We start from the raw sequence: 21,319 nt of genomic DNA, 5'->3' as shown, positions 1-21,319 counted from the left end.
GTTCAGCCAGCACGTTGTTCGTCGGTGCCGCGAGACCTGTTGTGAGCGCGGTCAGCACCGTCAGCACCCGAGTCGCCCTCAAGCTCGCGCTCGAGCTCATCGGCGGCGCGGCCGGGCTTGGCCGCCTCGGCCTGTTCGCGCTGGAGGATCTTCTTGGCGCGGGTGATGCGGTCCTTCATGGACCCGGCATACATGTCGACGTACTCCTGGCCGGAGAGCTCCATGAGCGCATACATCACCTCGTCGGTGATGGACCGCAGGACGAAACGGTCGTCCTCCATGCCCTTGTAGCGGGAGAAGTCGAGCGGCTTGCCGACCCGGACACCGACCCGCATGATCTTGGGGACCACCTGACCGGTGGGCTGCGCCTTGTCGGTGTCGATCATCGCCACGGGGATGACGGGGACGCCCGCCTCGAGGGCCATGCGCGCCACACCGGTCTTGCCCTTGTAGAGGCGACCGTCGGGCGAACGCGTGCCTTCGGGGTACAGGGCCAGCAGCTCGCCCTTCCGGAGGATCTTCAGCCCTGTGTTGAGCGCAGCCTCGCTGGCCTTGCCGCCCGAGCGGTCGACGGGGACCTGGCCCGCGCCGCGGAAGAAGGCGGCCGTCAGCCGGCCCTTGAGCCCCACCCCGGTGAAGTAGTCGGCCTTGGCGAGGAAGGTGATGCGACGCGGAACGACGAGCGGCAGGAAGATCGAGTCCGAGAACGACAGGTGGTTGCTGGCGAAGATCGCGCCCCCGGTCTCCGGGATGTGCTCCTCACCCTTGACCCAAGGGCGGAACAGCATCTTGAGCAGCGGTCCCAAGATCACCGTTTTGAGCACCCAGTAGAACACCGTCGTCCTTTCCGTCGAGTTTCGATGACTCTAGTGCACGGGTTGCGACATACCGGTCGGACTAATCCGATCGTGGACAACGTTGCGACAGAGGTTCCGGTGCGCGCCAGGTCAGGTCCGTGGCACCATTTCTACTGTTCTTCCCCATTCCCGTGAGGCAGCCATGAGCGAGCGTGACATCGACGCCGAGTTCGACGCGATCATCGCCCGGTGGGACGACGACTCGATCCAGCCGCCCAAGCCGCGGACCGTCCAGGACATCACGACGGCGTATGCCGCCCTGTCCCGTCCCGAGACTCCCTCACCCGAGCCCGAGGTCGAGTCCGACGACGTCGGGACCGAGGTCGATGACCAGAAGGTCGTCAACGTTGAGCCGGCCGTCGTTGCGCCCCATGAGCCTCCGGAGATCTGGCGCGAGGGTCCGAGCATCGACGCCGAGGACGACGACCACTTCGAGCCCGGCCCGGTGCAGCTCCCGCCGGGCGAGGACCTCGGCTACTGGGGCGCGATCGTCGGCCTCGTGGGTGGCCCGCTGCTCATGGTGTGGATCGCGCTGACCGGCCCGTTCTATCGCGGCTGGTGGATCCTCGGCTCGATCGTGCTCTTCCTCGGCGGTTTCGCCCTGCTCGTCATGCGGTCGCCGAAACTGCGCGATCCGCACGATGACGACGGCGCCCGCGTCTGAGCGACCTACGTCTCCTGGAGCCTGATGTCGACCCACGTGGGTCGGTGGTCGCTGCCGGCGATGAGGTCGGCCTCCGCGATGGGCAGGTCGACGTGCGGCTCGGCCTGGAGCCCGGCCGAGGCGAAGATCACGTCGAGGACCTTGCGTGGTCGCGTCGCCGGATAGGTCGGCGTCGTGGGCGAGACGAGCCGCATCACACCGGCGAACGCCTTCCACGCGTCTCCGGAGTCCCCCTCATTGAGATCTCCGGCGAGGATCACTTCACCCCCCACGTTGATCGTCTGCAGGATGACCTGGGCGTGGGCAGCGCGCTCGTGGGCGTCCAGGCTGAGGTGCACGCTTGCGACGGCGACGGGTTCGCACCCGGGTGCCGCGACCCGGGCCACGGCGAAGCCACGCGTGCGCTGCAGTCGCGCGACCCGCAGCCGGTGGTGGATGGACTCGACGACGTCGACCCGCTGGGACGTGAAGATCGTCGTGCCGCCGCTCCCCCGGTGCCGGCCAGACCACGACATCCCACAGTGACGCGCAAAGTTCGCGACTCGCCTCGTCGAGAACAACCGCCGCGGGACCTCCTGGAGGCACAACACATCCGGGTCGATGGCGCGCACGACCCGCGCCGCGGCATACGGGTCCTCGAGGAAGTCGCGGGTGTTGTAGCTCGCGATCCGGATCGTCGTCATGCCCGGCCCACCCCCGCGAGGCTCAGGACCGCGAGTCGTTGCGGGCGAGGTCGGCGGCCCCGATGAGGCCAGCCTCGTTGCCGAGCTTCGCGGCGACGATGCGGGCCTCAGGCCGGTAGCCGCGGCCCGTGAGGCGGCGACGGAAGGTGTCGCGCGCCGGTCCGAGCAGGAGCTCGCCGGCGGCCGAGACACCACCGCCGATGACGAACGTGCCGGGGTCGAAGGCGGCCGCGAGGTTGGCGATGCCGATGCCGAGCCAGTGGCCGATCTCGGCGAGCAGCTCGATCGAGGTCGCGTCACCGTCACGAGCCGCCTCGGTGACGATCGGTCCGGTGAGGTCATCGGCGCGACCCTCGACGCGGGCCGCGAGGTCGGTGGCGACGGGCGAGTTCGCGAGGATCATCGCCCGGGCCTCACGCACGAGGGCGTTGCCGGACGCGTACTGCTCCCAGCAGCCCCGGTTGCCGCACTCGCAGCGCTGACCCTCGGGGACGACCTGCATGTGGCCGAACTCGCCCGCGATGCCGAAGCGGCCGCGATAGACCTCACCGTGCATGAGGATCGCACCACCGATCCCGGTGCCGAGGTTGACCATGACGACGTCCGAATCGCCCTGTGCCGCACCGAATCTCCACTCGGCCCAGCACGCGGCGTTGGCGTCGTTGTCGACGAGGATCGGTGCGTCGATGCGCTTGCTCAGCGCGTCACGCAGGGGTTCGTCGCGCCACGAGAGGTGCGGCGCGAACACGACCGTGGCGCGGTCGGCGGCCACGAAGCCGGCGGCCCCGATGCCCACCGCTTCGACGCCCGGGTGCTGCGCCCGCAGCTCCTCGACGACGTCGACGATGGTGTCCTCGACGACCTGCGGACGCTTGGAGCGGTGGGGAGTGTCGCGGCGGGCACGAGCGAGGATCTCGCCGTTCTCGTCGACGACTCCCCCGGCCACCTTGGTCCCGCCGATGTCGATGCCGATGGCCAGACTCATGAGAGCTCCTCCTCGTCGACGACCGCGATTGGTTCGGTGCGCGGCGAGCGTTCTGAAGGCGCTCGTTCCGCAGTGGCAGAGGACGACGACTCGGTATGCCGGGTCGCCATGTCCGCGAGCAGCGTCGCTGCCGCTGTCGCCAGGTCGGCGAGACGACCGAGGGTCTCGGGACTCACGCCCTTGAGCAGGGTGACGGAGCGGCAGACCGGGCACCAGGTGCAGGTCTCGGCGTCACCCATGGCCACGTGGACGTGTTCCGAGGGCACGGACGCGTCATCGAACCCCTCGGACGACTCAGATTCTTCGTCGGATTCGGCTGTGGCAGAGGAGAACTGGCCACGAGACCCCTGAGAACGCCCCAGTGCCTCGAGCAGCTTTGCTGCCTCGTCGGCCACCGAACCCACGGCGGCGTCGAGTCGCGCATCAGCGTCCACGGGGCCACACCTCCTCATCGCGCACGAATCTCACCCGGAGCTCACCGGATCGCACCCCTGCATTCTTGACGATGCAGCGCCGCAGCACCGACGGCAGGGCAATGACTCTGCGCACACCTCCGACGTCGACGACGAGGTCGTCGGCGCGACGGGCCAGGTCGACGTCACCCGAGCGGGCCAGCGGCAGCGGCAGGATGAGCACGAATTCGACGCCCTCGGCCTCGACCCGCAGGCCCTGGGACCGCACCGGCGCGTCGAGCTTGGGCAGCTCACCGTCGAGCGCCGTCGTCTGGCCCGCGAGCTCGGCCAGCGCGTCGGCGCCGGTCGGCTCACCGGCCAGATAGGGCGCCGTGAGGACGGGGGTGCCGTGGAACGACTCGGTGATCGTCGTGATGCCGGCGGCCTGCGCGGTGTTCCAGGCGGCCCGCCACGGATCGTCGTCGACAGGGATGACGCGGTTCACGACAACGGCATCCACGGCATACCCGTGCAGTGAAAGGGAGGTGAGGATGCGCCGGGCCTCGGCGATGACGACGTTCTCGGGGGTGAGCACGATGCGCACACTCGCCCGTTCGGACGTGAGCATGGTGCGGATGTCGGCCATGTGCGCCCGCCAGGTCGCGATGACGTCGAGCACGGCTCCGTTGGGCATGGGCAGGCCCGCCGCAGCAGCAGCCGCGGGGCGCATCGCCGTGAGCAGTCGGCGCTGGGCCGGCATGAGGCGGTCGAGGTGCCAGCCCAGCACCTCCGGCAGCGCGAGCAGCCGCAGCGTCTCGGCGGTGGGCGCACAGTCGACGACGATGACGTCCCACTCGCCGCTCGTCGCGTGGTGACCGAGCGTGAGCAGCGCGCTGATCTCGTCGGCACCCGGGAGCGCGGTGAACTCCTCGGCCACGACTGGGTCGACGCCCACGGAGTCGAGGACGGTGAGGAGGTAGTCGCGCAGGGTCCCCCAGTCCGCGGCCACGCTCGTGCGCGATCCGACGGCCTGGGCGTGGAGGCGCTCCTCGACCTTCAGCGTCTGCTCCCACGAGGGAGACGTGCGCAGGTCCACGTCAAGGGCGTCGCCGAGGCTGTGCGCGACGTCCGTGGACATGACCAGGGTCCGCCGGCCCGCGCGGGCTGACTCGACGGCCATCGCCGCAGCGGTCGTCGTCTTGCCGACCCCGCCCTTACCGGTGACGAGGACGACCCGCGGACCAACGGGCGCCGAGGCGACGGACTCCGCAGCCGTGGCGGGCACGGCCGTCGACACGAGGTCGTCGCCGCTCAGTTGAGGGACTCGACGCGCTTCTTGAGCTCCTTGAGCGCCGTGTCGACGATGACCTTCTCGGCCTTGCGCTTGAGCATGCCGATCATCGGGATCTTCACGTCCGCTGCGAGGGCGTAGTCCACCTGAGTGCCGTCGCCGTCGGTGGTGAGGGTGTAGGTGCCGTCGAGGGCCTTGAGGATGCCGGCCCGCACGAGCTTCCAGGAGACGGAACCGGAGCCGTCTTCGGCGATCCCGTCCCAGTTGTACTCAAGGACGTAGGTGTCCTTGATGGCCCCTGCGTCGAGGACGTATTCGACCTGATCGGCCCATCCATCGCCGTCCTCACTGAGGATCGTCACGGTTTTCACTTGCTCGGCCCACTCGGGGTAGGCCTCGAAGTCTGCGATCACGTCGAGCACGGCGCCCGGGTCTGCGGCGATGTGGACGGAGGAAGACGTGCTATCTGTCATGGGCGCAGGCTACCGGGCGCGGTGCTGCCTCTAGGATCAGAGCACGGTGGATGTCGCGTCCGCCGTCCAGCCGCCGGTGAACTGGGGCGACGATGACGTCGCGCCCGGTCGAAGGAGAGCACGTTGCACGAGAAGACCACTCCAGCCCTCGCCCCCGCGACCACCGAGGGCAGTCTCGCTGACCTCCCCCTGCGGCATCGCAGCAACACCCCTGACCGTCACCTCTTCGGCGTGCGCGACGGTGCCGTCTGGCGCGACATCACCGCCAAGGAGTTCGCCGACCAGGTCGACGCCCTGGCCAAGGGCTTCATTGCCGCTGGCGTCACGCCCGGCAGCGCGGTCGCCATCATGAGCCGCACCCGCTACGAGTGGACCCTCACCGACTTCGCCCTCTGGGCCGCGGGTGCGATCCCCGTCCCCATCTACGAGACCTCCTCCCCCGACCAGGTCGAGTGGATCCTCAAGGACTCCGGCGCCATCGGGGTCGTCCTCGAGACCGAGAAGCACGCCAGCGCCCTCGCGAGCGTGTCGGCCAACCTGCCCGACCTCGCCCACACGTGGCTCATCGACAACGGCGACCTCGACACGCTCGCCGCGAGCGGTGCCTCCTCGGACGACGCGACGCTGACCACCGCCCGGGCCAACATCGACCGTCACTCGGTCGCGACGATCATCTACACGTCCGGCACGACCGGTCGCCCCAAGGGTGTCGAGCTCACCCACGGCAACTTCCTCGACCTGACCGAGAACACTGTCGAGAAGCTCAAGAACGTCGTCGCCGTCGATGGCGCCTCGACCCTGCTCTTCCTCCCCCTGGCCCACGTCTTCGCGCGCCTCATCGAGGTCCTCTGCCTGCAGGCAGGCGCCAAGATGGCCCACTCGGCCGACATCAAGACGCTGCTCGACGACTTTGCGGCCTACAAGCCGACGTTCATCCTCGCCGTGCCGCGTGTCTTCGAGAAGATCTACAACTCCGCCGAGGCCAAGGCCGTTGCTGGCGGCAAGGGCAACATCTTCGCCAAGGCCGCCGAGACCGCCATCGCGTGGTCCGAGGCCCAGCAGGCCGGGTCGGTCGGCTTCGGGCTCAAGGCCAAGCACGCCGTCTTCGACAAGCTCGTCTACGGCAAGCTGCGCGACGCCATGGGCGGCAAGGTCCAGTACGCCGTGTCCGGTGGCGCCCCTCTCGGCACGCGCCTCGGCCACTTCTTCCGCGGCATCGGCGTCACGATCCTCGAGGGCTACGGCCTCACCGAGACGACCGCGCCGATCACGGTCAACCTGCCCGAGCGCCTCAAGGTCGGCACCGTCGGCCCGCCGCTGCCCGGCGCTACGATCCGCATCGCCGACGACGGAGAGATCCTCGTCAAGGGCGTCCAGGTGTTCGCGAACTACCGCAACAACCCCGAGGCCACGGCCGAGTCCATCCGCGACGGCTGGTTCCACACCGGCGACATCGGTGAGCTCGACGAAGACGGCTACCTCAAGATCACCGGTCGCAAGAAGGAGATCCTCGTGACCGCGGGCGGCAAGAACGTCGCACCCGCCGTCCTCGAGGACCGGCTGCGCGCCCACCCACTCATCTCCCAGTGCATCGTCGTCGGTGACCAGAAGCCGTTCATCGCAGCGCTGCTCACCATCGACGAGGAAATGCTTCCGGGGTGGGCCGCCAACAACGGCCTCGAAGGCATCACCCCGGCCCGGGCACGCACCGACGAGAAGATCCTCGCCGAGCTGCAGAAGGCCGTTGATGACGCCAACACTGCGGTGTCCAAGGCCGAGTCGATCCGCAAGTTCGCGGTGCTCGAGTCCGACTTCACCGAGGAGTCGGGCCACCTGACGCCGTCGCTCAAGCTCAAGCGCAACATCGTCATGCGCGACTACGCGGACGAGGTCGATGCGCTCTACGGCGGCTGACCTCACCTCACGCACGACGCGCATCACCCGCAGTTTCGCCACGACCGGGTATGCCGCGTGCGCCCTTGCCGCTCTCTGGCTCGCCTACCTCGGCGTGCTCCAGTGGAGCGTCGTCCGGTTCCGTTTCTCGATCGTGCTCACCCTCACGGTGGGCGCGATCGGGCTGGGCGTCTGGTTGTGGCGACGCACCGAGATCCGTTCTGCCCCACCGTGGCTCGTGCCTGTGGTGCTGCTCGCGTCGGTCGCGATCACGTGGGCCGTGCCCCTCTTCAGCTATCTGCGCGGTGGTTCGCTCACCGCGGCCCTGACGGTCCTCACCGTCGTCGGCGTCGGTGCCGCTGGGCTCCTGGCCGCACCGACAGCGGCACGCTCGCGGGCGGCATACCTGCTCGCGGTCGTGGGCCACGTCGCGACCGCAGCGATCGCGACGATCGGCGACCCGGCACCCAGGATCGACGTGTGGGTGACCCTGCAGCAGGCGAGTGATGCGCTGGCTCGGGGCGAGAACTTCTACGACATGAACTGGACGAACTCCCCCGGGATCCAGGATGCGTTCACCTACCTGCCGTGGACGACGGTGCTGCTCGCGCCGGGGCGGTGGATCGGTGGCGATGTCCGGTGGGCGATCGCGTTCTGGTCGGTCGTGCTCTTTGCGGGCATCTGGGCGCTCGCGAAGCCGCGTCCTGGTGACGAGCCGACCACGGCGTGCGCGACGGCGCTGCGTGCCGCCATCCCCGTGACGGTGCTCGTCGTGGCACCCGGCACCCTCACCCAGATCGACCAGGCCTGGACCGAGCCGCTGCTGGCTGCGGGAATCGTGTGGTGGGCCGTTCTCGTCCGGCGTGGGCACGCATGGTGGGCCATCGTGCCGCTCGCTCTGGCGTGTGCGAGCAAGCAGCACCTGGCCCTGTTGCTTCCCTTGCTGTTGCTGTGGCAGCCGTTCGGCGCGCGGCGTGCGGTGGCGACCGGGGCCCTCACGGGTGTGCTCATCGCGCCGTGGTTCCTCGCCTCGCCCTCGGACTTCGTCCACGACACGATCACGCTGCTCGTCGGCTTCCACCCGATCAGGTTCGCGAACACGTGGTACCTCTGGTTCCTCAACGAGCACGGCATCACGCTGCCGTTCTGGATCACGGGGCTCGTCGTCTTCGGCGCGCTGGGCGTGGCCGCGTGGCTCATCCACCGACGTCAGCCCGCGATCGACGAGCTGCTGCGGTGGTTCGCATTCGTCCTGCTCGCGGCCAACCTCGTCAACAAGCAGGCGTTCTACAACCAGTACTGGCTCAGCGCAGCGCTCGTCGCGATCTCGCTCGCTGTGCCAGCTCAAGCCCGGGGCACCAACTCTCGACCAATAGGTCACAAAATGCGCGCCTCGGAGGCCGAGCCGCGCAGCACTTCGTGACCTATTGGTCGAAGGTTGCGGACAGTGGATCGAAAGTTGCGGCCGGCGTTCACCCTTGGTGATCTACTTCGGAGCTGCGAGCTGGCTCAGCTCGGCCAACCACTGCTTCGTGAACGCAGCGCGGGTCGTGCCGAGGACAGCGACGAACGCCTTGTCCATGGCGGCGTCGGCCAGTGCCGGTGAGTTCGGGTCCCTCGACGCGGCATAGAAACGCTGCAGTGCCTCCTCGCCGTGTCGTCGGGCGATGAGGTCCACGGCGAGCCACGCCGCGAGGTAGGTCGGGCCGATCTCACCCTGGCTGGGATCGAAGTCACCCTGGGTCGGCAGCCGCGTCGGACCCGTGCGCTCGGCGACCTTGGCCAGCAGCGGAGCCGCCAGTTCGGCTCTGGGGCGGCCCGATCCGGCATAACCGACGTGGTCTGCGAAACCCTCGACGAGCCACAGCGGTGCGGCCCCCGAGAGGGAGCTGCGGACGGCGACGTGGGTGCTCTCGTGGGTGATGACGAACTGTCGGCCGGCGGGCGTGAGCTTCGCGAAGGCGTCGGGGTTGAGGACGACCCGATCCCCCGTCGCCAGCCCGGACGCACCGATCGGACCGTCGGTGATGGCCGCGACCTGGCTGAGGTCATCGGCCCGTCCCACCTGGTCCCGGAAGGTCGTGGCGTCAGCCGGGGCGATGATCGTGACCTTGCGTGGCCAGGTGCGCTTCCAGCGCTTGCTCACCTCCGCGACGGCGGTGTCGGCCATTTTTGCGTATGCCGTGAGGGTCGCCTTGTCGACGGTGCCGGTGACCGTGCTGAACCGGCCCTTGACGGTGATCGCGCCGGACATCGTCGTCGGGGTCTGCTCGCCCGTAGGCGGGGATGCGGCGATCGTCGGTGACGCGTTCGGGGCCGGTTGAGGGACCTCTGGACCTGCCGGCGTCTGGTTCGCGTACGCCGAGGTCGTGGGTGTCGGCTCGTCGCGGTCACAGGCCGTGACGAGCGTGAGGAGAAGGGAACCGACCACGACGAGAGCGGCGCGGCGGGCACGCGAGGTGCGTCGCGGCATACGCGGCTGGTGGTCGGTCAGGGGCACGTGCCCCATGGTGTCAGGCGGGACTCAGCCGGTGGCGATCCCGATGTCGAACGGCACACGCTGGGAGCGCACCGTCGCTGCGAACTCGGAGGTGATGAGGCCAGCGCGCACGCACGCCGTCACCGCCGCCCGCTCGTCGAGGTCGAGCGGCAGGTCGCTGTCGAGCCCCATGGAGGCCGGGTTGATGAGGGCGGTCACCATGCAGTCGCCGCACTGGATGTCGCGCACCGGGCAGCGCGCGCAGAGGATGGTCAGGCTGTCGTGGGTCAGGTCGTGGGTCATGTCGTCACCCCTTTCGTGTGGGCACTGCTCACGCTAGGAGACCCCACTGACAACGCTCTCGCGCCGCCACCCCCGACAACGCCGCGCCGCTGCGCCTCCCATTGGCTGTCGGACCTCACACCTAGCCTCGCTGACATGCAGATGGTCCAGGGCACTCTCGATGACCTGGGCACACCCCTGTCGGACGTGACCTTCGTCGTCGTCGACCTCGAGACCACGGGTGGCAGCCCGAGCGAGTGCGGCATCACCGAGATCGGCGCCGTCAAGGTGCGCGCCGGCGAGGTGCTCGGCGAGTTCCAGACCTTCGTCAACCCGGGCCAGCCGATCCCGGCGTTCATCTCGGTCCTCACCGGCATCACCGACGCGATGGTGCGCGACGCACCGCGCGTCGAGCCCGCCCTCGTCGCGTTCCTCGAGTTCGCTGCCGGGTCGGTGCTCGTGGCCCACAACGCGGGGTTCGACGTGTCGTTCCTCAAGGCGGCGTGCGGCCGGGCCGAACGTGACTGGCCCAGCTTCCCCGTCGTCGACACCGTCCACCTCGCCCGCCAGCTCGTGACCCGTGACGAGGCACCCAACCACCGGTTGGGTTCTCTCGCAGTGCTTTTCGGCGCGACAACCACTCCCGATCACCGAGCCCTCCACGATGCCCGTGCCACCGTCGACGTGCTCCACGGACTCATCGCACGCGTCGGGTCGCTCGGTGTGCACTCCCTGGAGGAGCTCAAGGCCTACTCGTCCAGGGTCCCGGCCGCGACGAGGCGCAAGCGTCATCTCGCCGACGGGCTGCCCGAGGCGCCTGGCGTCTACCTGTTCAAGGACGGTCAGGGGCGCGTCCTCTATGTCGGCACGTCGGTGTCGATCCGGACTCGGGTGCGCAGCTACTTCACGGCGTCCGAGAAGCGTCGCCGCATGTCCGAGATGGTCCGGATCGCCGAGTCCGTGACGCCCATCGTGTGCGCCACCCCCCTCGAGGCCGAGGTGCGTGAGCTGCGGCTCATCAAGGAGCACAAGCCCCGCTACAACCGGAAGTCTCGTCACCCCGAACGCTCCTGGTGGGTCAAGCTCACCGTCGAACCCTTCCCCCGGCTGTCGATCGTGCGCGACGTCGCCGACGACGACACCCGCTACATCGGGCCGTTCGCGTCGCGCGGGTCGGCCGACGACGCGGTCGCTGCCGTGCACGAGGTGCTGCCCCTGCGCCAGTGCCTCGAACGGTTGTCTGCCACCAAGCCGCGCTCCGCGTGCGCCCTGGCCGACATGGGTCGTTGCGGCGCCCCCTGCACCGGTGCACAGAGTGTCGAGGACTATGCCGCCGTGGTGGCCGAAGCCGTCGCCCTGCTCGCTGGCGACGCCAGCTCGGCGGTGTCGACGTGGCGTGAGCGCATGGACCACCTCGCCGAGCAGGAACGCTTCGAGGACGCCGGGATCGTGCGCGACCGGATGCTCAGCCTCGTGCGCGGAGCCTCCCGCGCCCAGCGACTCGACCCGCTGTCCCGCACCGCCGAGCTGGTGGCCGCCCGACGCAGCGAGACCGGCGGCTGGGAGGTCATGTGCATCCGCCACGGCCGCCTCGCCGGGAGCACCCTGTCACCGCGCGGCGCGGATCCCATGCCCTATGTCGAGGCGTTGCGAGCCAGCGCCGAGGTCGTCCCCGCTCCCCTGCCACCTGCCACCTCGGCGACGCCCGAGGAGAGCGAGCGGATCCTGCGCTGGCTGGATGCTCCCGGGGTGCGTGTCGTCGACATCGACGGTGCGTGGACGTGTCCCGTCGGCGGCGCGACGGGCGTGCGTCATGCCCTCGAGCCGATCGAGGCGTCGAAGCGCGCGACCCCGGGGTTCCGCTCGGCAGGCTGACTCAGGTTGCCGTGTAGCCCTTGAAGAGGTGCACGCCATCCCAGCCGGCATCGGCCGCCGTCTTGGCCCGGTTGGTGTTGAAGTACAAGTTGCCACCGCTGATCCCGACGCCCTCGATCTCGAACTTGTCCGCATACACCCCAGAGGTGATCCGGAACGACAGATTCGGGTCCGAGGTGACGGTGCCCGTGGTCGCGGACGTGATGTTGCGATAGACGAGCACGATGCTGACGTTCTCCTTGGTCAGCGGGCAGTACACCGTGTCCGCAGCCTCGTGGTAGTAGAAACCCTGGTGGGCGAAGCCGGTGAAGTCCGTCGCCACGCCGTTGACCAGGGCGCCAGAGGTCTTGAGGTCGAAGGCCTTGGTGATGTTGATCGTGCCGGAGTTGGCCGTCAGCGGGAGGCTCCCCTTGTAGACCGTGGCACCGCTCTTGAAGAAGAACGTGATCGCTGACGACGAGATCGACATCCGACTGATCCCAGAGACCGCCTTGGCCACGCCACCGAGGTGCACGGAGTACGAACCGACCTGATAGTAGGTGCTGCCGCTGTAGCGCAGCTTCACGAGCTGCGCCCCGGTGGTCGACATGGTGACGACGAAGAAGTGGTGGACCGCATTGATGTCGACGATGGACATGTCGTTCGCGTGCCCCAGCCCCGAGATGTACTTCGAGTCGGTCCCAGCGGTGTTGGTCATGATCTCTTTGGCGCCGGTGGTCCTGTTGACGCGATAGATGATCGCCCGGCCGTCGTCAGTGGTGCGGTTCTTGACCGAGTAGAGATAGGTGCTCCCGGCGGCGAAGGCCTGCGCGCCGGTGCATTCGTAGGCCGTCGGCGTGCTCGCGATGTCGCTGTACGTGTTGTAGTACGCGGCCTGGGCAGCGGGCGCGGCCCCGAGCGCCACCCCTGCGACAGCCCCACCCAGGAACGTTCGTCGTGTCGTGAACAGCGTCATGATGTTTCCCCACCTTGTGTCGTGCCTGTCGAGTGAGACCCCGGACCGAAGCCCCCCGAAGTGAGGCTAGGTCGGGCACTGTGGTGCTGCAACCGCTGGCGATGGGGAGCACTCCCCGTCGAGAGGGAGGGCTTTCGAGGGTCTCGCGCACAACGGCGGAGTCGCCGCGATGAGTGCGGAACAACACGCAGAGTTCATGGCCGACCACGACACCTTCTGGGACGAGGACCGAGCCGACTACGCTTCGAGACGTGATCACCGCCATCGTCCTCATCACTGCCGACGTCAACCGCATCCCCGAAGTGGCCCAGGAGGTCGCCGAGCTCGACGGCGTGAGCGAGGTCTACTCCGTCGCCGGGGACGCCGACCTCATCGCCATGGTGCGGGTCCGCCAGCACGACGAGCTCGCCAAAGTCATTGCCGACCGCCTCAACAAGGTCGAGGGAGTCACCGGCACGGCGACGCACATCGCGTTCCAGACCTACTCCAAGCACGACCTCGAAGCAGCCTTCAGCCTCGGCCTGGAGTGAACAAGAACGGCGTATGCCGTCCCGCTCAGTTGTCGGCGACGGTGCGGCTTGCGGTGACCCACCGCTCCAGCTGCGCGGCAGCCTGACCGGAGTCGATCGCGTGGGCAGCCCGCTCCACGCCTGACCGGATCGCCTCGTGGATCTCCGCTGCCGACGTGCCAGCGGCACCTGCCGCGACCGCCAGGGCCGTGCCGGTGTTGAGGAGGACCGCGTCGCGTGCCGGACCCTTGTCGCCCGCGAACACCGAACGGGCCACCTCGGCGTTCTGGTCGGCGAGCCCGCCCTTGATGCTGTCGATCGTCGACACCGTCAGGCCCACGTCGGACGGCTGCACCGACATCTCGGTCACCTGAGCGTCACGCACCCAGAGCAGCGTCGTGGGGCCAGCGATGGACATCTCGTCGAGTCCCTCGTCGCCGCGGAACACCGCCGCCGTCGTGCCGCGGTCTGCGAAGACACCCGCGATGATCGGAAGGAAACGGACGTCGGCAACGCCGACTGCGGCATACCTCGGCTGTGCCGGGTTCGTCAGTGGTCCGAGAAGGTTGAATGCCGTGGCGACGCCGAGCTCGGCGCGTGCCGGACCGGCGTGGCGCATCGACGGGTGGAAGGTCTGCGCGAAGCAGAACGTGATCCCTGCGTCGAGGGCGACCTGACGCACCTGCTCAGGGGTGAGGGTGAGGTTGACCCCGAGCGATTCGAGGACGTCGGCGGAGCCAGACTTCGACGAGGCAGCCCGGTTGCCGTGCTTGACGACGCGCAGTCCGGTCGAGGCGATGACGACCGACGACATCGTCGAGATGTTCACGGTGCCGAAGCGGTCTCCACCGGTGCCGACGATGTCCATGCTCTCGCCCGGCACCTCGATGCGGTGGGCGTGCTCGAGCATGACGTCGGCCAGACCACGCACCTCGGCCACGGACTCGACCTTGGACCGCAGGGCCATGAGGAATCCCGCGACCTGGGCGGAGCTCGCCTCGCCACCCATGATCCGGGTCATCGCCCAGCGAGCCTCGTCGAGGGAGAGGTCCTCACGGGCAAGGAGGCGAGTGAGCAGATCGGGCCACGTCGGAACTGCCACGGACACCACGACGAGTCGGTTACAGCGCCGAAGCGCGCGTGCGCGCCAACCCGGCAATCGCCTCGGCGACCTTGATCGGGTCGAGCGGGTGCGGCACGGCATCGTCAGCGAGCGACCACGCCGCGAGCCAACCGTCCTGCGGGCGTCCGGTGAGGACGAGGACCGGCGGGCAGTTGTAGATCTCGTTCTTGATCTCGCGGCACAGACCCAGGCCGCCGTTCTTGGCGGCCTCACCGTCGAGAACCACGATGTCCCAGCCACCGGCGTCGAGCGCCTCGGTGACGGCGAAAGCAGTGGCGCACTCGAGCCACCGGGTGACCTCGACGTCGCGAGCAGGACGACGTCCCGCCGCGGCACGCACGGCATCGCGCGTCGTGATGTCGTCGCTGTAGAGGAGGACCGACACCTGGTGGACAGAGTCGCTTCCAGGGGTCGCCGAGGCCGACGTCGCGTGGTCAACCGAGTGCGCTGAGGTCATGCCTGCATCCTAGCCACGCGGGTTTCCCGTGGGTTTCGTCGGGCATTCCTTGGGCCAACACCACCAACCCGGGGGTCGGTGCAGCATTCGCAGACGAATGACGCAATAATGACGCTCGTGGCGATCGCAGAAGCAACGACTCGAGTGTCCGGTCCGGTTCCCAGCATCCCGGACTACGGTCCGGCGACCCGACCCAACATGGTCGCGGTCGGGACAATGGTCTGGCTGGCCAGTGAACTGATGTTCTTCGCGGCACTGTTCGCGTTCTACTTCTCGCTGCGTGGCAACCTGCCCGAGCAGTGGCACACCGAGACCGCCCTGCTCAACGTCCCGTTCGCGTTCGGCAACACCATCGTCCTGGTGATCTCGTCCGTGTGGTGCCAGCTCGGCGTCTGGAAGGCCGAGAGCGGCCAGGTGGCCCGGACCGGTTCGTTCCTGCAGTTCAAGCAGTGGGGCATGCGTGAGTGGTACGTCCTCACCTACATCTTCGGCGCGACGTTCATTGCCGGACAGGTCTACGAGTACGCCCACCTCGTCGCCGAGGGCGTCACCCTCAGCACCAACTCGTACTCCTCGATCTTCTACCTCGCCACCGGCTTCCACGGCATGCACGTCACCGGCGGTCTGATCGCCTTCCTCCTCATCATCGGGCGCACGTTCACGACGCGCCGCTACACGCACCTCCAGGAGACGGGCGCCATCGTCACCTCCTACTACTGGCACTTCGTCGACGTGGTGTGGATCGCGCTGTTCGCGATGATCTACCTGCTGAAGTGACGTGTTTCCCCTGACCACTAGCCTGACCAGTTCCCCCGGACAACACATCCCCGAGACCCCCGACAGGACCGCACCGTGAACGCATTGGCAGCCCGCCGCCGCCACCCGGCAGCGATCGCCATCCTGCTCATGCTCGGCCTTCTCGTCACGGGCTTTGCCTATGCCGCCGTCGCGCCGCAGCAGGCGACGGCCGAGTCGAGCACCGCGCAGGACGTCACCGCAGGCAAGAAGCTCTTCCAGGCCAACTGCGCCTCGTGCCACGGCGTCAACGCCGAGGGACGCGCGACCGGAAACGGCGACAAGATCGCCGGACCCGCGCTCGCCGGCGTCGGAGCCGCAGCCGTCGACTTCCAGATGGGCACCGGTCGCATGCCGATGCGCGCTCCTGGCCTCCAGGCGCAGCGTGGCGACGTCCAGTTCACCCAGGACGAGATCGACAAGGTCGGCGCCTACATCGCGTCCCTGGCCCCCGGCCCCGCCGTCCCCTCCGAGGAGGACGTCGACCCGGCCAAGGGCGACCCGGCCAAGGGTGGCGAGCTCTTCCGCGTCAACTGCGCCATGTGCCACAACTTCGCTGGCTCCGGCGGCGCCCTGACCCGGGGCAAGTACGCCCCGTCGCTCATGGGTGTCGAGTCAAAGCACATCTTCGAGGCCATGGAGTCCGGCCCCCAGTCCATGCCCGTCTTCAACGACGGCAACATCGCTCCCGAGGACAAGCGCGACATCATCGCCTTCCTCAAGTCGGTCGAGGACACACCTCAGCAGGGTGGACACGCCCTGGGTGCCCTTGGACCCGTCACCGAAGGCTGGTTCGCCTGGTTCTTCGGACTCGGACTCCTGGTCGCCGCAGCCGTGTGGCTCGGCCAGAAGTCGGCCTGATCATGCGCACTGCCGCTTCCCACTCTCCGTCGACAGGATCGAACGACCGATGAACGAGCAGGACAGCCACTCCACCGGAGGAGAAGTCACCCCCACGGGTGAGTTCGGCTCCAGTGCCGTACGCCTCGATGAGGGTCACGTCGTCGGTGACGGCGGTATCCCCGAACGTTTTGAGAACCCCGGTTTCGCGCCGCACATCCACCGCGGCGCCGACCTCGACGAGGTCGCCGCCAAGCGGGCCGAACGCTCCGTCGGCGGCCTCTTCGTGATCTCCATCCTCGGCACGCTCGGCTTCATCGTCGCCTACTTCGCGATCGACGAGCGCGTCACGATGTTCGTCCCCGGCATCGGGCAGACCAACGCGCTGCACCTCGTTCTCGGTGTGACGATGGCCGCCTCCCTCCTGGGCATCGGCTTCGGCGCCGTCCAGTGGGCCAAGACCCTCATGCCCGACGAGGAGGAGGTCGAGATGCGTCACCCGATGCGCTCGGCCGACGAGCACCGCGAAGGCTTCGTCGCGATCCTGGGCGACGGTGCGGAGACCTCGCACCTCAACCGTCGTCCCCTCATCAAGTACGCCATGGGTGGCGCTCTCGGCCTCTTCGCCGTCCCCGTCGTCCTGCCGCTCATCGGTGGCCTCGGCCCGATGCCCGGCGACGCCCTCTCGGTGACCTTCTGGAACGGCGAGAAGGAGGAGGACGGCAAGTACCCCAACAAGCCGCTCCGCCTCATGCGTGACCCACAGAACACGCCGATCAAGGCGAGCGAGGTGACCATCGGCTCCGTCTTCCACGTGATGCCCGAGGGCCTGCTCGACCTCGAGCACCACCTTCTCGAGGAAAAGGGCAAGGCGGCCGTGCTCGTCATGCGGCTCGACCCCGACGACATCAAGTCCCAGAAGGAAAAGGACTGGGGTCACCAGGGCATCGTGGCCTACTCCAAGATCTGCACCCACGTGGGTTGCCCCGTGGGTCTCTACGAGCAGCAGACGCACCACTTGCTGTGCCCCTGCCACCAGTCGACCTTCGACGTGACGCAGGACTGCAAGGTGATCTTCGGACCAGCAAAGCGTCCGCTCCCGCAGCTGCCCATTACAGTTGATGACGAGGGTTACCTCATCTCCAAGGGCCCCTTCAAAGAGGCCACTGGACCGAGTTTCTGGGAGCGTGGTTCCGCATGAGCACCGAGGCCTTCCCCACCGATCGTCCCGCAGACCGTCTGCGCGACGGCGACACCGAGGTCACCCCCGGCTCGAGCGCTGCGGCCCGCAAGGCCGGCGGCGTCGCTGGCTGGATCGACGACCGCACCAGCGCTGCCAAGGGCGTCAACTACCTCCTGCGCAAGGTCTTCCCCGACCACTGGTCGTTCATGCTCGGCGAGATCGCGATGTACTCGCTGATCGTCTGCCTGCTCTCGGGTGCACTGTTGACCCTCTGGTTCGTCCCGAGCGCCGGGCACATCGTCTATGACGGCTCGTTCGTGCCACTGCGTGGTCAGGGCATGTCCGAGGCCTACGCCTCGACCCTCGACATCTCGTTCGACATCCCCGGTGGCCTGCTCATCCGACAGATCCACCACTGGGCCGCGCTCATGTTCATCGTCGGCCTCACGGTCCACATGTTCCGCGTGTTCTTCACCGGCGCCTTCCGCAAGCCCCGCGAGCTCAACTGGGTCATCGGCACCGTCCTCGCGCTCCTCGCAGCCATCGAGGGCTTCGCCGGCTACTCCCTCCCTGACGACCTCCTCTCGGGCACGGGCATCCGCGCCATGGAGGGCTTCGTCCAGACGGCGCCGGTCATCGGTTCCTACCTCGCGTTCGCGATCTTCGGTGGACCGTTCCCCGGCGAGGCGATCATCCCGCGCCTCTACTCCGCGCACGTGCTGCTCATCCCGGCACTGATCGTGGGTCTGTTCACCGCGCACATCGTGCTGGTGGCCGTGCAGAAGCACACCCAGTTCCCCGGCCCGGGCCGGACCAACGACAACGTCGTCGGTTACCGCGTCATGCCGGTGTATGCCGCCAAGGCCGGTGGGTTCTTCTTCATCGTCTTCGGTGTCATCGCCCTCATCTCGGCGCTGTTCACGATCAACCCGATCTGGGCCTACGGTCCGTACGACCCCTCCCCCGTCACTGCGGGCTCGCAGCCTGACTGGTACATGGGTGCCTACGACGGCGCGCTGCGTCTGCTGCCGGGCTGGCTCGAGTTCCACATCCAAGGGTTCACGCTGTCGCTGAACATCGCCCTGGGTGCGCTCGTCCTGCTGCCTCTGGTCTACATCGTCGTCGGTGTGTATCCCTTCGTCGAGCGATGGGTCACCGGGGACACCCGCGAACACCACCTGCTCGACCGGCCGCGCAACAACCCGACGCGCACCGGACTCGGCATGGCCGGAATCGTGGCCTACTCGGTGTTCATGTTCGCCGCGGGCAACGACATCATCGCGATCAAGCTCGGTCTGTCGATCAACGACATCACCTGGTTCTTCCGGATCGGGCTGTTCGTCCTCCCGCCGCTCGCGTTCTGGGTCACCAAGCGGATCTGCCTCAGCCTGCAGCGCCACGACCGTCAGCTCGCGCTCCACTCGCGTGAGTCGGGTCGGATCATCCGTGGCGCCGACGGTTCGTTCCACGAGCGTCACGACGACCTCACCGATCGTGAGCGTTGGATCCTCGTGCAGCACGAGCCGGTTGCACCGCTCGAGCTCAAGCCCGACGTCGACGAGAACGGCGTGGCTCGCCCTGCGGCCCGCAAGGACCGTCTGCGTGCCAAGGTGTCGCACTTCTACTTCAAGGATGCGGTCAACCCGGTCACACCGGCCGAGCTGGCAGCCGCGCACCACGACGGACAGCACGCCGAAGCCATCGAAGCGCCCTCGCACCACGAGGGCATCGACGGTGGCGGCCACGGCGCCGACACCGACGCTGGGGCCACCGAGTCCCGCGGCATCAGCAGCGGCAGCCCCGTCAGGGAGTGAGCACTACGGCGGACCCTTCGCGGTTCGCCACCCGGTCAAACAACAGCGGCCTCGAGGACTTTCGTCCTCGGGGCCGCTGCCGTTGGTCAGGGTTTCGCGAAAGGATGGCTCAGAGGTGTCGAGAACCGGCATCCGGCTCCGTCTCTGGGGTGTCGGCGGCCGCTCGGGCCGCCACAGGACAAGGAGAAATCATGGCGAAGTACCTGCTGCTCAAGCACTACCAGGGTGGGCCCGAGCGTCAGCCGCAGTGTGACGTCCCGATGGACCAGTGGACGCAACAGGAGGTCATCGACCACGTCAACTTCATGAACCACGTGGCCGACGTCCTCACGGAGCGTGGCGAGTTCGTCGACGCCCAGGGGCTCTCCCCCGAGGGCACGTTCGTGCGCTTCGACGGCGAGGGCAAGGCGCCGGTCACCGACGGCCCGTTCGCGGAGACCAAGGACCTCATCGCCGGCTGGATGGCCATCGATGTCGACAGCGTTGAGCGGGCCCACGAGGTTGCGGCGTTCCTCTCCTCGGCCCCCGGCTCCGGAGGCGTGCCGCTCGAGGAGTGGATCGAGGTTCGCGCGTTCATGGGCGCGCCCCACAACGGCACTCTCGGCGAGTGACGTGACCGACCTGGAGGGACTCTTCAAGGATCTCGGTCCACGAGTCCTCGGCGTCCTCGTCCGGCGAGGAGCAAACTTCGCCTCGGGCGAGGACGCCGTCCAGGAGGCTCTCCTCGAGGCGCACCAGCGGTGGGTCGACAACCCGCCTGACGACCCGTTCGCCTGGCTCGTGACCACGGCCTGGCGCAAGCACCTCGACAGCATCCGGTCCCAGACGGCTCGCCAGCGCCGTGAGGTCTCCGACCACCTCGAGCCCGAGCCAGGACCCGTCACTGGCGCCGACGAGACACTCCTGCTGCTCTTCCTGGCGTGCCATCCCGCCCTGACGCCGTCCTCGGCCGTGGCCCTCACCCTGCGAGCCGTGGGAGGCCTCACGACGCGTCAGGTGGCCAGTGCCTACCTCGTCCCCGAGGCGACCATGGCCCAACGCATCTCACGGGCCAAGCGCACCCTGTCCCAGGAGCGCCTCACCACCCCGGGAGACCTCGGCGTCGTGGTCCGCGTGCTCTATCTCATCTACAACGAGGGCCACACCGGCGAGGTCGACCTCGCCCAGGAGGCCATCCGCCTGACCCGCCAGCTGGGCGCCCAGACGCGAGAGCCCGAGGTCGGTGGCCTCCTCGCCCTCATGCTGCTCCACCACGCCCGCAGGCCGGCACGCTGGAGCGCTGACGGGTCCCTCGTGAGCCTCGATGAGCAGGACCGGACACTGTGGGACACAACGCTCATCGCCGAGGGGGTGCACGTCCTCCAGCACGCTCTGGCACAGGATCGCCTCGGCGAGTTCCAGGCCCAGGCCGCCATCGCCGCCCTGCACGCGGACGCGCCGACGGCCAACGAGACCGACTGGACCCAGATCCTCGAGTGGTACGACGAGCTCATGCGACTCAACCCGACTCCCGTGGTCGAGCTCAACCGCGCGGTCGCCGTGGGCCATGCCGACGGCCCCATGGCCGGCCTGGCCGCCGTCGGCCGCGTGCCCGAGACCGTGCCGCGGCACGCGGCCGTGCGGGCCTACCTGCACGAGCGCGCCGGTGACCGCCGCCAGGCGCAAGCACTGTATGCCGTGGCCGCCCGTGCCGCCGGAAGCACGGCCGAGCGAGACCACCTCACCCGCCAGGCGGCCCGCCTGCACGCCAGCGCTCCGGAGGCGTGACA

Annotated in this window: 22 protein-coding genes; 11 read left to right on the top strand and 11 right to left on the bottom strand. The window is 68.3% G+C overall.

All coding sequences use genetic code 11. The features are described from left to right. Positions 1 to 2: 2 nt before the first annotated feature. Positions 3 to 836 carry a 1-acyl-sn-glycerol-3-phosphate acyltransferase gene (locus JNB_RS01515; protein WP_009774623.1) on the bottom strand — a complete coding sequence of 278 codons (834 nt, stop codon included), beginning with the start codon at positions 834 to 836 and terminating at the stop codon, positions 3 to 5. Positions 837 to 999: 163 nt separating this feature from the next. On the opposite strand from JNB_RS01515, the gene JNB_RS01510 reads away from it, so the two are divergent. Further along, positions 1,000 to 1,521, top strand: a complete 522-nt coding sequence (locus JNB_RS01510) for a hypothetical protein (protein ID WP_009774622.1) — start codon at positions 1,000 to 1,002, stop codon at positions 1,519 to 1,521. Positions 1,522 to 1,526: 5 nt separating this feature from the next. Here JNB_RS01510 and JNB_RS01505 read toward each other — a convergent pair whose 3' ends face one another. From JNB_RS01505 to JNB_RS01485, 5 genes are read right to left on the bottom strand one after another with little or no spacing between them, the layout of a single operon-like run. Beyond that, complete coding sequence (locus tag JNB_RS01505) at positions 1,527 to 2,204, bottom strand: endonuclease/exonuclease/phosphatase family protein (protein WP_009774621.1); 678 nt, start codon at positions 2,202 to 2,204, stop codon at positions 1,527 to 1,529. A gap of 22 nt (positions 2,205 to 2,226) precedes the next feature. Continuing rightward, positions 2,227 to 3,189: an ROK family glucokinase gene (locus JNB_RS01500; protein ID WP_009774620.1), complete on the bottom strand. Its 963-nt coding sequence runs from the start codon at positions 3,187 to 3,189 to the stop codon at positions 2,227 to 2,229. Then, a complete protein-coding gene (locus tag JNB_RS01495; RefSeq protein WP_009774619.1) occupies positions 3,186 to 3,623 on the bottom strand; it encodes a hypothetical protein in 438 nt (145 codons plus the stop codon). The genes JNB_RS01500 and JNB_RS01495 overlap by 4 nt, the downstream gene beginning before the upstream one ends. Further along, positions 3,613 to 4,878 carry an ArsA family ATPase gene (locus tag JNB_RS01490; RefSeq protein WP_009774618.1) on the bottom strand — a complete coding sequence of 422 codons (1,266 nt, stop codon included), beginning with the start codon at positions 4,876 to 4,878 and terminating at the stop codon, positions 3,613 to 3,615. Before JNB_RS01490 ends, JNB_RS01495 begins: the two co-directional genes overlap by 11 nt. A 14-nt stretch (positions 4,879 to 4,892) precedes the next feature. Next, on the bottom strand, positions 4,893 to 5,345 hold the full coding sequence (locus JNB_RS01485; RefSeq protein ID WP_040883465.1) for an SRPBCC family protein: 453 nt from the start codon (positions 5,343 to 5,345) through the stop codon (positions 4,893 to 4,895). Positions 5,346 to 5,468: 123 nt separating this feature from the next. On the opposite strand from JNB_RS01485, the gene JNB_RS01480 reads away from it, so the two are divergent. Both JNB_RS01480 and JNB_RS01475 read left to right on the top strand, forming a co-directional pair. Continuing rightward, positions 5,469 to 7,259, top strand: coding sequence for a long-chain fatty acid--CoA ligase (locus tag JNB_RS01480; protein ID WP_009774616.1), 1,791 nt, complete (start codon positions 5,469 to 5,471; stop codon positions 7,257 to 7,259). Continuing rightward, entirely contained in the window at positions 7,240 to 8,661 is a 1,422-nt protein-coding gene (locus tag JNB_RS01475; protein WP_009774615.1) for a hypothetical protein, read from the top strand. The genes JNB_RS01480 and JNB_RS01475 overlap by 20 nt, the downstream gene beginning before the upstream one ends. A gap of 63 nt (positions 8,662 to 8,724) precedes the next feature. On the opposite strand, the gene JNB_RS01470 is transcribed toward JNB_RS01475, so the two are convergent. Next, entirely contained in the window at positions 8,725 to 9,738 is a 1,014-nt protein-coding gene (locus JNB_RS01470) for a hypothetical protein (RefSeq protein WP_148232271.1), read from the bottom strand. A gap of 24 nt (positions 9,739 to 9,762) precedes the next feature. Then, complete coding sequence (locus JNB_RS01465) at positions 9,763 to 10,020, bottom strand: hypothetical protein (protein WP_009774613.1); 258 nt, start codon at positions 10,018 to 10,020, stop codon at positions 9,763 to 9,765. 135 nt (positions 10,021 to 10,155) lie between these two features. Here JNB_RS01465 and JNB_RS01460 point away from each other — a divergent pair, with 135 nt between their 5' ends. Further along, positions 10,156 to 11,874, top strand: a complete 1,719-nt coding sequence (locus tag JNB_RS01460) for a DEDD exonuclease domain-containing protein (protein WP_009774612.1) — start codon at positions 10,156 to 10,158, stop codon at positions 11,872 to 11,874. A 1-nt stretch (position 11,875) separates the two neighbouring features. Here JNB_RS01460 and JNB_RS01455 read toward each other — a convergent pair whose 3' ends face one another. Beyond that, a complete protein-coding gene (locus JNB_RS01455) occupies positions 11,876 to 12,829 on the bottom strand; it encodes a hypothetical protein (protein ID WP_009774611.1) in 954 nt (317 codons plus the stop codon). A 251-nt stretch (positions 12,830 to 13,080) separates the two neighbouring features. Here JNB_RS01455 and JNB_RS01450 point away from each other — a divergent pair, with 251 nt between their 5' ends. After that, on the top strand, positions 13,081 to 13,359 hold the full coding sequence (locus JNB_RS01450) for an Lrp/AsnC family transcriptional regulator (RefSeq protein WP_009774610.1): 279 nt from the start codon (positions 13,081 to 13,083) through the stop codon (positions 13,357 to 13,359). Between the two features lie 25 nt (positions 13,360 to 13,384). Here JNB_RS01450 and trpD read toward each other — a convergent pair whose 3' ends face one another. Continuing rightward, complete coding sequence (gene trpD / locus JNB_RS01445) at positions 13,385 to 14,449, bottom strand: anthranilate phosphoribosyltransferase (RefSeq protein WP_009774609.1); 1,065 nt, start codon at positions 14,447 to 14,449, stop codon at positions 13,385 to 13,387. Positions 14,450 to 14,459: 10 nt separating this feature from the next. Then, positions 14,460 to 14,918 (bottom strand): response regulator transcription factor, encoded by a 459-nt coding sequence (locus JNB_RS01440; protein WP_009774608.1) that lies wholly within the window; start codon positions 14,916 to 14,918, stop codon positions 14,460 to 14,462. Between the two features lie 108 nt (positions 14,919 to 15,026). Here JNB_RS01440 and JNB_RS01435 point away from each other — a divergent pair, with 108 nt between their 5' ends. From JNB_RS01435 to JNB_RS01410, 6 genes are all read left to right on the top strand, one after another. Then, complete coding sequence (locus JNB_RS01435) at positions 15,027 to 15,695, top strand: heme-copper oxidase subunit III (RefSeq protein WP_009774607.1); 669 nt, start codon at positions 15,027 to 15,029, stop codon at positions 15,693 to 15,695. Positions 15,696 to 15,770: 75 nt separating this feature from the next. Then, positions 15,771 to 16,574 carry a c-type cytochrome gene (locus tag JNB_RS01430; RefSeq protein ID WP_009774606.1) on the top strand — a complete coding sequence of 268 codons (804 nt, stop codon included), beginning with the start codon at positions 15,771 to 15,773 and terminating at the stop codon, positions 16,572 to 16,574. A gap of 49 nt (positions 16,575 to 16,623) precedes the next feature. Next, on the top strand, positions 16,624 to 17,754 hold the full coding sequence (locus tag JNB_RS01425; protein WP_009774605.1) for a ubiquinol-cytochrome c reductase iron-sulfur subunit: 1,131 nt from the start codon (positions 16,624 to 16,626) through the stop codon (positions 17,752 to 17,754). Next, the gene (locus JNB_RS01420; protein ID WP_009774604.1) at positions 17,751 to 19,550 is read left to right on the top strand and encodes a ubiquinol-cytochrome c reductase cytochrome b subunit; all 1,800 of its coding nucleotides are present in this window, start codon (positions 17,751 to 17,753) and stop codon (positions 19,548 to 19,550) included. The genes JNB_RS01425 and JNB_RS01420 overlap by 4 nt, the downstream gene beginning before the upstream one ends. Positions 19,551 to 19,741: 191 nt before the next feature. Next, positions 19,742 to 20,161 (top strand): YciI family protein, encoded by a 420-nt coding sequence (locus tag JNB_RS01415; RefSeq protein WP_009774603.1) that lies wholly within the window; start codon positions 19,742 to 19,744, stop codon positions 20,159 to 20,161. 1 nt (position 20,162) lies between these two features. Continuing rightward, a complete protein-coding gene (locus JNB_RS01410) occupies positions 20,163 to 21,317 on the top strand; it encodes an RNA polymerase sigma factor (protein ID WP_009774602.1) in 1,155 nt (384 codons plus the stop codon). Positions 21,318 to 21,319: the final 2 nt, after the last annotated feature.

The organism is Janibacter sp. HTCC2649 (genome assembly GCF_000152705.1).
Taxonomy (GTDB): Bacteria; Actinomycetota; Actinomycetes; order Actinomycetales; family Dermatophilaceae; genus Knoellia.
This window is presented reverse-complemented; position numbering and strand designations above follow the sequence as displayed.